Consider the following 13201-nt stretch of genomic DNA (forward strand, 5'->3'; position numbering starts at 1 on the left):
CCAGGGTAGTGCGCCCGCGGAGGGGTCCGGTGCGCGTCAGGAGCCGGAGCGCTCGCCGATGCGGCGCTGCCGGCTGATCTCCGTGCGGAGGCTCTCGTGGAAGTCCTCGGCGACGGCGAGCTGCTCGCGGAGCGCCCGGGAGCGCTCCTCGGCGGCGAGCCGGTACATGCCGAGGCGTTCCAGCAGGGCGTCGTGCTCCTCCTGGCTGATCCCCGGCTCGTTGATCCGGTCGAGGACGCCCAGCAGGTCACCCATCTCGTCGAGGGAGAAGTCGAGCGGCTTCATGCGCTTGATCAGCTCCAGCCGTGCGATGTCGGGCTCGGTGTACAGGCGGAATCCGCCGTGCGTGCGGGCCGAGGGCCGGACCAGGCCGACCTCGCCGTAGTACCGGATGGTCCGCAGGGACAGGCCCGTGCGCTCGGCGACCTCGCCGATCTGCATGTGGTGCAGGGACACGACGTCACCTCCTCCGGCTGTCGCGGCGTCAGCATAGCCACGCGCGCCCCTGCGCAGACCAGGACGGGGCCGGGGCGCGACGACCTGCGGATTCGCCGGTGCGTCGGTGCGCCGGCCCGGACTCTCCTCTCACGTCACCGTCGGCGTCCGGGTGTGAAGATCCGGTGGGGGTCCGCACCCCCGTGGCGCTGGGGGATTCCCAAACGCCGCATATCGGACATACCTTCCGTTACGTGAGGGATGACGCATCAGGACCCGTCGCGGCGGGCACCTCGGCGCTGCCGGCCACCGGCCACGCGGCGGCGGTCCCGGCGGCCTCGTCCCGGGTGGCGCGCCGGCCCGGGCTGGACGCGCTGCGCGGCCTCGCGGTGGCGCTGGTGCTGCTCAACCACGCCGCGCCGGGCACCTTCGGGGCCGCGGGCGTGCTGGGCGTGACGATCTTCTTCGCCCTCTCCGGCTGGCTCATCACCGGCGTGCTCATGCGCGATCTCGACGAGCACGGACGGGTGCGGTTCGGGCGGTTCTACGCGGCCCGGGCGCTGCGGCTGTTCCCGCCGCTGCTGCTGATGCTGGCGGGCTACGTCGTCGTCGAGGGCGTGTTCGACCTGCTCGGCGAGGCGCACCTGGTGCCCGAGTCGCTCGTCGCGGCGCTGACCTACACGATCAACGTCCCCGGGCTGCCGCACGGCAGCGAGTCGCTCTACCACTTCTGGACGCTGGCCACGGAGGAGCAGTTCTACCTGGTGTGGCCGCTGGTGCTGGCCTGGGGCTGGCGCCGCGGCCTGCTGCGCGGAGCGGTCGGGTTCTCCGTGGCCGGGACCCTGGTCGCCTGCATGCTGACGCTGCTGCTCGTCGCACCGGACGCCGCCCGGGTGTACGCCCTGCCCAGCTCGTGGGGCGCCGCCCTGCTGATCGGCTGCGCGGGCTACCTCGGCCGCGACGCGCTCGTCCGCACGCTGCCGGGCACCCGGCGCGGCCGGCGGGCGGTCCAGGTCGGGATCGTCGGCGCCCTGGCCGCCGGCACCCTGCTGTCCGGGGTCGCGTCCCACACGTCGTGGTACGTGCTGGGGGTACCGGCGGTGGCGTGCGGGACGGTGGTGCTCATCTCCTACGCGGGACGGTGGCGAGGTCTGCCCACGCGGTGGCTGCGGCCGGCGGTGCTGCTCGGCACGGTGTCCTACGCGGCGTACCTCTGGAACGGCGCGATCGTGCGCTGGGTCGCGCCCGACGACCTGCTGGGCACGCTCGCCGTCGTCGGGCTCACGCTGACCGCGGCGACAGCGAGCTGGTGGCTCGTCGAGCGGCCGGTCGCGCGGTGGCGGGCGCGCCGGGCCACGGCGGACCGGGCCGCCTGACGACCCGTCAGCGGGCGGGCGAGCCCTCGATCCGCGCGAGCGCCTCGGCGTGCACCTTCCGCTCCAGGACGAACGACATCACCGGCACGACGCCCGCGAGCGCCATCGTGACGAGCCGGCCCAGCGACCAGCGCATCGACGACCACAGCTGGACGACCGTGAACAGGTACGCCACGTAGATCCAGCCGTGCGCGATCGCGACCCAGATGCCCAGCACGGGCCGGGGGTCCCCGGCGGCGTCCACGCCGGCGGCGTGGAACACGTACTTCAGCAGCATCTCCAGGCAGAGGACCAGCAGCATCGTGCCGGTCACGAACGCCATCACGCGGTACCGGGTCAGCCGGCCGCGGGCGTCGCCCAGCACGGGTGCCGCGGGGCGGGCGGTCGCGGGCGTGGGCGTGGACGCGGGCTGGCCGGTGGGCTCGGTCATCGCGGGGGGTCCTCTCGGCGGTCGCGGGTGCTGCACCGATTCTCGCTCAGGTCCGGCAGGGGTCCTGCACCCGGGCGGGGCCCGACCCGCAAAACCGTGGTGCGTGTCGGGGGTCACCCGTAGCGTGGTCGGCCGTGCGACCCCTTCCCCTCCCCGACCCCGGTCGGCCCCCGCTCACCGGTCCGTACCGCCTCATGCTCTGGCAGGGGCGGCGGCAGATCGGCGTGCTGCTGGGTGCCGTCGCCGTCGCGGTCGTGGGCAACGTCGCCGCGGCGCTGATGCCGTGGCAGCTCGGCCGGGTCGTCGACGACGGCCTCGACGACGGGCTGAGCAGCGCGCTCTGGCTCGGCTGCCTCGGCGTCGCGGCGCTCGGGATGGTGCAGGTCGTCACGAACGTCTGGGGCCACCGCCTCGACGTCGAGAACTGGCTGCGCGCGGCGTTCGCGTCGTCCCAGCAGATCGGCCACCACGTCACCCGCACGGGCGACCGCGTCACCGACACGCTGCCGACCGGGGAGGTCGTCGCCACCGTCGCCTCGGACGCGCTCCGGATGGGCGAGGTCTTCGCGATCCTCCCCCGCCTGGTCGGCGGCATCGCGGCCTACCTGACCCTCGGCGTGGTGCTGCTGTCCACGTCCGTGCCGCTCGGCCTGCTGGTGCTGCTCGGGCTGCCCGTGGTCGTCGCGGTGCTGTCGCTGCTGGTGCGGCCCCTGCAGCGGCGGCAGTCCGCCCAGCGCGAGGCCACCGGCAGGCTCACGACCATCGGCGCGGACACCGTGTCCGGGCTGCGCATCCTGCGCGGCATCGGCGGCGAGGACGTGTTCGCCGCGCGGTACCGCGCGCAGTCCCAGGTGGTCCGGGCCGCGGGCGTCCGGGTGTCGCAGACGCAGTCGCTGCTCGACGCGCTGCAGACCCTGCTCCCCGGCCTGTTCCTCGCCGTCGTCGTGTGGGTGGGTGCGCGCCTCGCCCTGAGCGGCGAGATCACGCCCGGCCAGCTGGTGGCCTTCTACGGGTTCGCGGCCTTCCTCACGCAGCCGCTGTGGACGGCGAGCGAGGCCATCCGCGTCGTGACCCGCGCGGTCGTCGGCGCCCGCAAGATCATCACCGTGCTGTCGGTGCCCGTCGCCGGGTCGGACGACCCGGCCACGCCGGCCGCGTCCCCCGCCCCGCACGAGCCGATGGTCGACGAGGCGAGCGGCGTGGTCGTGCGGCCCGGCCGGATCACCGCGCTGGTGAGCGCCGACCCCGACGAGACCGCCCGCATCGCGCTGCGCCTGGGCCGCATGGGTCCCGCGCGGCACGGCGGCACGGACGACGAGGACCTCGACGACTCCGGGCAGGACGGGACGCGGCCGACCACCGAGCCCGACCCCCCGCTGTCGTCCGTGCGCTGGGGCCGCGCCCTGCTGCACGAGCTCGCGCTGTCCGAGGTCCGCGGGCGCGTCGTCGTGGCCGAGTCCACGCCGCACCTGTTCACCGGCACCCTCGTCGACGAGCTCGACGTCCGCGGCGGCACCGGCCGGGACGCGCTGCTCGACGCCCTCGCCGTCGCGGACGCGGGCGACGTCCTGGACTCGGTGCCCGGCGGCCTCGACGGTGACGTCGAGGAGAAGGGCCGCTCGCTGTCCGGCGGGCAGCGGCAGCGCGTCGCGCTGGCCCGTGCGCTGCTCACCGGCGCCGAGGTGCTGGTGCTCGTCGAGCCGACCAGCGCCGTCGACGCGCACACGGAGGCGCGGATCGCCCGCCGCCTCGCCGACGCGCGCCGCGGCGCCACCACCGTCGTCGTCACCGCCAGCCCGCTCGTGCTCGACGCCGTCGACGAGGTCGCCCTGGTGCAGGACGGCCGCGTGCTGGCGACGGGCACGCACCGGTCGCTCGTCACCGCCACCGACGCCGCCGGGGCCGCGTACCGCGCGGTCGTGTCGCGCACCGAGGACCACGACGACCCCGCCGCCGCCCTCGACCACGTCCCGCACCCCCAGCCCGACCCCGAGGAGGCGCGCCGTGAAGCTGCCCGTCGCTGACGCCCCCGCCCTCCGCCGGCACACCGCCGCGCTCCTGCGGCAGCACCGCCGCGGGCTGGGCGTCGTCGTCGTCCTGCACGTCCTCGCCGCCACCGCAGGCCTCGCGGGGCCGTGGCTGCTCGGCCGCCTGGTCGACGCCGTGGTGACCGGCACGACCACGTCCGCGATCGACCGCACGGTCGCCGTGCTCGTCGTCGCGGTGCTCGCGCAGACCGTGCTCATTCGGTACGCCCAGCGCGCCGCGATGGTGCTCGGCGAGTCCGTGTTCGCCCAGCTCCGCGAGGAGTTCGTCGCCACGGTGACCCGGCTGCCGCTGTCGACCGTCGAGCGCGCCGGCACCGGCGACCTGGTGGCCCGGACCACCACCGACATCGACCGGGTGCAGTACACCGTCCGGTTCGGCGTCCCCCGCCTGCTCGTGACCGCGGCGACGATCGTGCTGACGATGGTGGCCGCCGTGCTCACCAGCCCGCTGGTCGCGCTCGGGCTGCTGGCGGGGCTTCCGCTGCTGGTCCCGGTGACCCGCTGGTACCTGCGCCGCGCGGCGCCGGCCTACCTGCGGGAGTCGGCGGCGTACGCGACCCTCAACGGCACCATCACCGAGTCCGTCGAGGGCGCCCGCACGGTCGACGCGCTCGGGCTCGGGGCCCGCCGTCGTGCCCGCGTCGACGCCGACCTGCGCGAGGCGTTCGCCGCGGAGAGCCGGACGCTGAACCTGCGCACCGTGCTGTTCCCGGGCGTGGACACGTCGTTCGTCCTCCCGATCGTCGCGGTGCTCGCCTGGGGCGCGTACCTGGTCTCGACCGAGCACGCCACCGTCGGTGCCGTCACGACGATCGCCCTGTACGCGACGCAGATCATCCACCCGATCGGCGAGCTGATCTTCTGGCTCGACGAGATCCAGGTCGGCGCCACGTCGCTGGCCCGGATCATCGGCGTCGCGGACGTCGCCCCCGACCGCGCCGCCACCGACGCGCGGCCCGCCGACGACGACGTGGCCGCCCGCGCGGTGCGCTACGCCTACCGGCCCGGCCACGACGTGCTGCACGGCGTCGACCTGGCGCTGCGACCCGGCGAGCGGCTGGCGGTCGTCGGCCCGTCCGGCGCGGGCAAGTCGACGCTCGGCCGGATGCTCGCGGGCATCCACCCGCCCACCGGCGGCTCCGTCACGGTCGGCGGCGTGCCCCTGGTCGACCTGCCGCTCGACGAGCTGCGCGGCCACGTCGCCCTGGTCACCCAGGAGCACCACGTCTTCGTCGGCCCGCTCGCGGACAACGTGCGGCTGGCCGACGCCGACGCCGACGACCACGCCCTCGAGCGGGCGCTGCGCGCGGTCGACGCGTGGGACTGGGTGGGTGCGCTGCCGCAGGGCCTCGCCACCGAGGTGGGCTCGGGCGGCGTCGCGCTCACCCCGGCGCAGGCGCAGCAGATCGCGCTCGCCCGGCTGGTGCTGCTCGACCCGCACACCCTCGTGCTGGACGAGGCGACGTCGCTGCTCGACCCCCGCGCCGCCCGGCACCTCGAGCGGTCGCTCTCCGCCGTCCTCGAGGGGCGCACGGTCGTCGCGATCGCGCACCGGCTGCACACCGCGCACGACGCCGACCGCGTCGCCGTGGTCGACGCCGGGCGGATCAGCGAGATCGGGCCGCACGACGACCTGGTCGCGGCCGGGGGCGACTACGCCGCGCTGTGGCACTCCTGGCAGCGGGAGTGAGCCTGACGCTCCGGGACCCGCTCAGGTGGCGGGTGCCTGCTCGGGCCCGCGGGGGCCGTCCGGCCCGGGCTCCTCGGGGCCGAGCTCGCCGGACTCCCGCAGCACCTCGTCCTTGAGCAGCCGCACCCACAGGAACACCGCGAACCCGCCGAACACGAACCACTGGGCCGCGTAGCCGAGGTTCTGGATGTTCAGCCCGGTGCCGGCGCGGGTGGGCGGCGGCAGCACCGCGATCCCGGGGTCCTGCGCCGGCTCCGCGTCGGTCAGCACGGCGTAGCCCGTCCAGATGGGTCCGCCCCAGACGCCGAGCAGCTCGGCCGAGGAGATGGAGTCCGTCGTCCCCGGCGCGAGGGCACCGTGCGCGGCGCCCGAGTCCTCGGACCCCTGCAGGTACCCCGTCACCCGCACGTCGCCCGCCGGCACCTCGACCAGCGCGGCGTCCGGGTCGCCGTCGGCGACCCAGCCCCGCACGACCGGCAGGACCGCGCCGTCGGCCCCGGGGTCGTCCGACGCCACCCGCAGCGGCGTCAGCACGAGGTAGCCCGTGCGGCCGTCCAGCGCCCGGTCCACCACGAGCAGCTGACCGTCGGCCTCGTACCGTCCGGTCACCTCGACCCGACGGCCGACCAGGCCGCCGTCGAAGGTCGACTGCGGCGCCAGCACGTCCTCGAGCGGCACCGGCGCCTGCGCCTCGATCTCCGCGAGCTTCGCCGCCTGCGCCGACGCGCCCCGCACCTCCGCACGCTCCAGCTGCCACGCGCCGAGCCGGGCGCACACGGCGGCGACGGCGAGGAAGAGCATGAGCAGGGCGATCATCCGCGGGGTGCGCGCGACGCTCCAGAGCGTCGGGCGCTGCACGGCGGGCACGGCGGGCACGGCGCCAGCAGCAGGCGCAGCGGCCACGACGGGCTCGGCCGGCGCTGCCGGCTCAGCCGGAACCGGGTCCGGGCGCGGGTCCGTGGGCAGGTCCGAGGGCACCGCAGCACGGTACCCGTCCGACCTGGGAGGCCCGGGGCCGCGGGCCTCCCAGGCCCCCGGGCCACATGCACCCCGGTGCCCGATGCGATTGGATGGTTAACGGCTGCCTGGCAGCCCGGGGCCTAGGTCGGACGTCCCGGATCGCGACGCGAGGCGCCGCAAGGCTGGGGAGGTCCGGCGGGGGGTGCTCGACCGGGCCCACGGCACATCCGTGGTTGTGCGACAACGGGGAGAGACATGACAACGACGACGTCCGAGCTCGCCACGTGGCGGACCGGCTCCGGCCAGGCCGTGACGGACGAGACGCTCCGACGCATCGACGCCTGGTGGCGGACGGCGAACTACCTGTCCGTCGGGCAGATCTACCTGCTGGACAACCCGCTGCTGCGCGAGCCGCTGACGCGGGACCACGTCAAGCCGCGTCTGCTGGGGCACTGGGGCACGACCCCGGGTCTGAACTTCCTGTACGCGCACCTGAACCGCGTCATCGCGGAGCGCGAGCAGTCCACCCTCTACCTCACCGGCCCCGGCCACGGCGGCCCGGGCCTCGTCGCCTCCGCCTACCTGGACGGCACGTACTCCGAGGTCTACTCGGACATCACCCCCGACGCCGAGGGCGTACGGCGCCTGTTCCGGCAGTTCTCGTTCCCGGGCGGCATCCCGAGCCACGTGGCTCCGGAGACCCCCGGCTCGATCCACGAGGGCGGCGAGCTCGGCTACGCCCTGTCCCACGCGTACGGCGCCGTGTTCGACAACCCGGACCTGCTGGTCGCGGCCGTGGTCGGCGACGGCGAGGCCGAGACCGGCCCGCTGGCGACGTCCTGGCACTCGAACAAGTTCATCGACCCGAGGTCGGACGGCGTCGTGCTGCCGATCCTGCACCTCAACGGGTACAAGATCGCCAACCCGACGGTGCTGGCGCGCATCCCGGAGGAGGAGCTGCTCGACCTGATGCGCGGGTACGGCCACAAGCCGCACCTGTTCGTCGGCGGGTTCGACGGCGAGGACCACGCGGCGGTGCACGCCCGGTTCGCGGCCCTCCTGGACGAGGTCCTCGACGAGATCGCGGAGATCAAGGCCCGCGCCCACGCCGGCGACGAGACCCGACCGTCCTGGCCGATGATCATCTTCAAGACCCCGAAGGGCTGGACCTGCCCGCCGGTGATCGACGGCAAGCAGGTCGAGGCGTCCTGGCGCTCGCACCAGGTGCCGCTGGCCAGCGCCCGCGACACCGAGGAGCACCTGCAGGTCCTGGAGGGCTGGCTGCAGTCGTACCGCCCGGAGGAGCTGTTCGAGGCCGACGGCTCGATCAAGGCCGAGATCACCTCGCTCACCCCGCCGGGGACCCTGCGGATGAGCGACAACCCGCACGCCAACGGCGGGCTGCTGCTGAAGGACCTGCGGCTGCCCGACTTCCGCGACTTCGCCGTCGAGGTGCCCGTGCCGGGCGGCTCGATCTCCGAGGCCACCCGCGTGCTCGGCCAGTACCTCACCGAGGTCATCCGCCGGAACCCGGACAACTTCCGGATCTTCGGCCCGGACGAGACCGCGTCCAACCGCCTGCAGGCGGTCTTCGACGTCACCGACAAGGTGTGGAACGCCGAGTACCTGCCGACGGACGTCGACGACCACCTGGCCCGGATGGGCCGCGTGGTGGAGATGCTGTCCGAGCACCAGTGCCAGGGCTGGCTGGAGGGCTACCTGCTCACCGGGCGGCACGGCCTGATCACCTCCTACGAGGCGTTCATCCACATCGTCGACTCGATGTTCAACCAGCACGCGAAGTGGCTCAAGGTCACCAACCACATCCCGTGGCGCCGGCCCATCGCCTCGCTGAACTACCTGCTGTCCAGCCACGTGTGGCGGCAGGACCACAACGGCTTCAGCCACCAGGACCCCGGCTTCATCGACCACGTGGTCAACAAGAAGGCCGAGATCGTCCGGGTGTACCTGCCGCCGGACGCGAACACCCTGCTGTCCACGTACGACCACTGCCTGCGCAGCCGGCAGTACGTGAACGTCGTGGTGTCCGGCAAGCAGCCCGCGCCGAACTTCCTCACGATGGACCAGGCCGTCGCGCACTGCACCCGCGGCCTGGGCATCTGGGAGTGGGCCGGCACCGAGGTCGAGGGCGAGGACCCGGACGTCGTCCTGGGCTGCGCCGGCGACGTCCCCACGCTGGAGGTGCTGGCCGCGGCGCACATCCTCCGCGACGAGCTGCCGGACCTGAAGGTGCGCGTCGTCAACGTCGTGGACCTCATGCGCCTGCAGGACGAGCGGGAGCACCCGCACGGCCTCTCGGACCGCGACTTCAACACGCTGTTCACGACGGACAAGCCGATCGTGTTCGCCTACCACGGCTACCCGTGGCTCATCCACCGCCTGACGTACCGCCGCAAGGGGCACAAGAACCTGCACGTGCGGGGGTACAAGGAGGAGGGCACGACCACCACGCCGTTCGACATGGTCATGCTGAACGACCTGGACCGGTACCACCTGGTGATCGACGTCATCGACCAGACGCCGTCGCTGGGGTCGAGGTACGCGGGCCTGCGGCAGCGCATGGTCGACGCCCGCCTCCGGGCCCACGAGTACACCCGCGAGCACGGTGAGGACCTGCCCGAGGTGCGCGACTGGGTGTGGCCGGACGCGGGCGAGACCGGCACCGAGGTCGGCGGTCCCCAGCAGAACGTCGCCGCGACCGGCGGCGACAACGAGTAGCAGCCCGCTGCGGCCGATGGCCCGCACCACCCGTGGTGCGGGCCATCGGCTGTGTAGGACCTAGGTCGGTCCGGGCAGGTGGCGACCGTCACCGGCCCGGACCGCGCGCCGGGGCCCCGGCGTCCGGCAGAATTCATCCCACCACCTGTCGAGCCGGCGACCCCGGTCCTCTCGAGAAGGAGATGCCCACCCGTGGCCCGCAGCATCTACGTCACGTCCCCCGAGGGGGACACCGGCAAGTCGACCGTCGCACTCGGGCTGGTCGACCTGCTGACCCGCACCGTGCAGAAGGTCGGCGTCTACCGGCCGATCGCCCGGTCCACCGAGACCCCGGACTACGTGCTGGAGCTGCTGCTCGCCCACGACGGCGTCGACCTGTCCTACGCGGACTGCATCGGCACCACCTACGAGGCCGTGCACGCCGACCCCGAGGCGGCGCTCGCCACGATCGTCCAGCGCTACCACGCCGTCGCACGCCAGTGCGACGTGGTCGTCATCGTCGGCACCGACTACACCGACATCGCCGGCCCTGCCGAGCTCGGGTTCAACGCGCGCATCGCCGCCAACCTCGGCGCGCCCGTCCTGCTGTGCGTCAAGGGCCAGGACCGCTCCCCGGAGGAGGTGCGCCAGGTCGCCGAGGTGGCCGCCGCCGAGCTCGAGGCCGGCCACGCGCAGGTCGTCGCGATCGTCGCGAACCGTTGCGACCCCGCGAACCTGGACGCCGTCCGCGCCGAGCTCTCCACCCGCGCCACCGCCTGGGCGCTGCCCGAGGAGCCGTTCCTCGTCGCACCGACCGTGCGCCAGCTCATGGACTCCGTGGAGGGCGAGCTGCTCTCGGGCGACCCGCAGCTGTTGTCCCGCGAGGCCACCGAGGTGCTCGTGGGCGCCATGTCGGTCGAGCACCTGCTCGAGCGCGTGAGCGACGGCGTCGTCGTGATCGTCCCCGGCGACCGGTCCGACATCCTGCTCGGCCTGCTGATGGCCCACGCCGCCGACGGCTTCCCGTCGCTGTCCGGCATCATCCTCAACGGCGGGTTCACCCCGCCCGAGATCGTCGGCCGCCTGGTCGACGGCCTGCGCAGCAAGCTGCCGGTCATCCGCACCGACCTCGGCACGTTCCGGTCCGCCAGCGCCGCCGCCGGCACCCGCGGCCGCCTGTCCGCCGACTCCCAGCGCAAGGTCGACACCGCCCTGGCGCTGTTCGAGAAGCACACCGACGCGGAGGAGGCCCTCGCCGCGCTCGAGGTGCCCGCCCCCGAGGTCGTCACCCCGCTCATGTTCGAGTACGAGCTGCTCGACCGCGCCCGCGGCGACCGCCGGCACGTCGTCCTCCCCGAGGGCAACGACGACCGCATCCTGCGCGCCGCCTCCACGCTGCTGCAGCGCCAGGTCGCCGACCTCACGATCCTCGGCGACGAGGCGGCCATCCGGGGCCGCGCCACCGAGCTCGGCCTGGACCTGTCCGCCGCGAAGGTGATCGACCCGAAGTCCGGGCAGCTGCTCGAGCGGTTCGCCGCCGAGTACACCGAGATGCGCAAGCACAAGGGCATGACGGTCGAGCGGGCCCGTGAGATCGTCTCCAGCGTGTCCTACTTCGGCACGATGATGGTGCAGCTCGGCCTCGCCGACGGCATGGTCTCGGGCGCCGCGCACACGACGGCGCACACCATCAAGCCGTCGTTCGAGATCATCAAGACCGTGCCCGGCACGTCCGTCGTGTCGTCGGTCTTCCTCATGTGCCTGGAGGACCGCGTCCTGGTCTACGGCGACTGCGCCGTCAACCCGGACCCGACCGCCGAGCAGCTCGCCGACATCGCGATCTCCTCCGCCGAGACCGCCGCCCAGTTCGGCATCGAGCCGCGCATCGCGATGCTGTCCTACTCCACCGGCTCGTCCGGCTCCGGCGCCGACGTCGACAAGGTGCGCACCGCCACGGAGCTGGTCCGCGAGCGCCGCCCCGACCTCAGCGTCGAGGGCCCGATCCAGTACGACGCCGCCGTCGACGCCTCGGTCGCGCAGACCAAGATGCCCGACTCCGCCGTCGCCGGCCGGGCCACGGTCTTCGTGTTCCCCGACCTCAACACCGGCAACAACACCTACAAGGCCGTGCAGCGGTCCGCGGGCGCCGTGGCCGTCGGCCCCGTGCTCCAGGGTCTGCGCAAGCCCGTCAACGACCTGTCCCGGGGTGCCCTGGTGCAGGACATCGTCAACACCGTCGCCATCACGGCGATCCAGGCCCAGGCCCTGAACGCGACCTCGGAAGGCTCGAAGTGAACCACGTCCTCGTCATCAACTCCGGCTCCTCGTCGATCAAGTACCAGCTGGTCGACGTGACCAGCGGCGACGCCCTCGCCAGCGGCATCGTGGAGCGCATCGGCCTCGAGGTCGGCAAGGTCAAGCACGAGGGTCCCTCCGGGGCGACCGTCCTCGAGCAGGCCGTGCCGGACCACGAGACCGGCATGCGGCTCGTCCTCGACCTGTTCGAGCAGCAGGGTCCGCAGCTCCGCGCCGAGGACCTGACCGCCGTCGGCCACCGGATCGTCCAGGGCGGCGACGTCTTCGACGGCCCGGTCGTCATCGACGACGAGGTCCTCGCGCAGATCGACGCGCTGTCCCCGCTCGCGCCGCTGCACAACCCGGCCAACGTCGCCGGTGTGAAGGCCGCCCGGCACGCGTTCCCGACGGTGCCGCACGTCGCGGTGTTCGACACGGCGTTCCACCGCACCATGCCCCCGGCCGCGTACACCTACGCGATCGACCAGGACGTCGCCGCCGAGTTCAAGATCCGCCGCTACGGCGCCCACGGCACCTCGCACCTGTACGTGTCCCGGGCGACCGCGGAGTTCCTCGGCCGGCCGGTCGAGGAGCTGAACACGATCGTGCTGCACCTGGGCAACGGCGCCTCGGCCTCGGCCGTGCGCGGCGGCGAGTGCATCGACACCTCCATGGGCCTCACGCCGCTCGAGGGCCTGGTCATGGGCACCCGGTCCGGCGACATCGACCCGGCCGTGCTGTTCCACCTCGCCCGCGTCGGCGGCTACTCCATCGACCAGCTCGACGAGCTGCTCAACCGCAAGTCCGGCATGCTCGGCCTGTCCGGCTACACCGACATGCGGGACGTGCACGACGCGGTGGCCAACGGGGACGAGCGCGTCAAGACCGCCCTCGACGTGTACTACCACCGCATCAAGGGCTACGTCGGCAAGTACTACGCCGAGCTCGGCCACGTCGACGTCATCACGTTCACCGCCGGCATCGGCGAGAACGACGACATCGTCCGCCTCAACGCGCTCAAGGACCTCGAGCGCCTCGGCATCCAGGTCGACCCGGAGCGCAACGCGGGCCGCAAGAAGGAGCCCACGGTCATCTCCCCCGACGGCGCCGAGGTCACCGTGCTGGTGATCCCGACCAACGAGGAGCTCGAGATCGCCCGGCAGTCGGTCGCGACGATCGCCTGACGGCACCGCCCCCGCGCGAGGGCCCGCACCGGACGCCGGTGCGGGCCCTCGCGCGTGCCGGGCCC

9 protein-coding genes are annotated in these 13201 nt (G+C 73.6%); 6 read left to right on the forward strand and 3 right to left on the reverse strand.

Annotated elements, in window-relative coordinates; all coding sequences use genetic code 11:
• Positions 1 to 36 precede the first annotated feature (36 nt).
• Positions 37 to 441, reverse strand: coding sequence for a MerR family transcriptional regulator (locus tag ACWPWW_RS07025; protein ID WP_454050413.1), 405 nt, complete (start codon positions 439 to 441; stop codon positions 37 to 39).
• 248 nt (positions 442 to 689) lie between these two features.
• Here ACWPWW_RS07025 and ACWPWW_RS07030 point away from each other — a divergent pair, with 248 nt between their 5' ends.
• Entirely contained in the window at positions 690 to 1811 is a 1122-nt protein-coding gene (locus ACWPWW_RS07030) for an acyltransferase family protein (protein WP_454049620.1), read from the forward strand.
• A gap of 7 nt (positions 1812 to 1818) precedes the next feature.
• On the opposite strand, the gene ACWPWW_RS07035 is transcribed toward ACWPWW_RS07030, so the two are convergent.
• Positions 1819 to 2241 carry a DUF3817 domain-containing protein gene (locus ACWPWW_RS07035; RefSeq protein WP_454049621.1) on the reverse strand — a complete coding sequence of 141 codons (423 nt, stop codon included), beginning with the start codon at positions 2239 to 2241 and terminating at the stop codon, positions 1819 to 1821.
• 134 nt (positions 2242 to 2375) lie between these two features.
• On the opposite strand from ACWPWW_RS07035, the gene ACWPWW_RS07040 reads away from it, so the two are divergent.
• Positions 2376 to 4265 carry an ABC transporter transmembrane domain-containing protein gene (locus ACWPWW_RS07040; RefSeq protein WP_454049622.1) on the forward strand — a complete coding sequence of 630 codons (1890 nt, stop codon included), beginning with the start codon at positions 2376 to 2378 and terminating at the stop codon, positions 4263 to 4265.
• Positions 4246 to 5979 carry an ABC transporter ATP-binding protein gene (locus ACWPWW_RS07045; RefSeq protein WP_454049623.1) on the forward strand — a complete coding sequence of 578 codons (1734 nt, stop codon included), beginning with the start codon at positions 4246 to 4248 and terminating at the stop codon, positions 5977 to 5979. The genes ACWPWW_RS07040 and ACWPWW_RS07045 overlap by 20 nt, the downstream gene beginning before the upstream one ends.
• A 21-nt stretch (positions 5980 to 6000) precedes the next feature.
• On the opposite strand, the gene ACWPWW_RS07050 is transcribed toward ACWPWW_RS07045, so the two are convergent.
• Positions 6001 to 6957: an SURF1 family protein gene (locus ACWPWW_RS07050; RefSeq protein ID WP_454049624.1), complete on the reverse strand. Its 957-nt coding sequence runs from the start codon at positions 6955 to 6957 to the stop codon at positions 6001 to 6003.
• Positions 6958 to 7194: 237 nt separating this feature from the next.
• On the opposite strand from ACWPWW_RS07050, the gene ACWPWW_RS07055 reads away from it, so the two are divergent.
• The 3 genes from ACWPWW_RS07055 to ACWPWW_RS07065 all read left to right on the forward strand — a co-directional run bounded on the left by ACWPWW_RS07055 (position 7195) and on the right by ACWPWW_RS07065 (position 13136).
• The gene (locus ACWPWW_RS07055) at positions 7195 to 9678 is read left to right on the forward strand and encodes a phosphoketolase family protein (RefSeq protein WP_454049625.1); all 2484 of its coding nucleotides are present in this window, start codon (positions 7195 to 7197) and stop codon (positions 9676 to 9678) included.
• Between the two features lie 192 nt (positions 9679 to 9870).
• Positions 9871 to 11952 (forward strand): phosphate acetyltransferase, encoded by a 2082-nt coding sequence (pta, locus tag ACWPWW_RS07060; protein WP_454049626.1) that lies wholly within the window; start codon positions 9871 to 9873, stop codon positions 11950 to 11952.
• Positions 11949 to 13136 (forward strand): acetate/propionate family kinase, encoded by a 1188-nt coding sequence (locus tag ACWPWW_RS07065; protein ID WP_454049627.1) that lies wholly within the window; start codon positions 11949 to 11951, stop codon positions 13134 to 13136. Before pta ends, ACWPWW_RS07065 begins: the two co-directional genes overlap by 4 nt.
• Positions 13137 to 13201 lie beyond the last annotated feature (65 nt).

It is taken from the genome of Cellulomonas sp. Marseille-Q8402 (genome assembly GCF_965119525.1).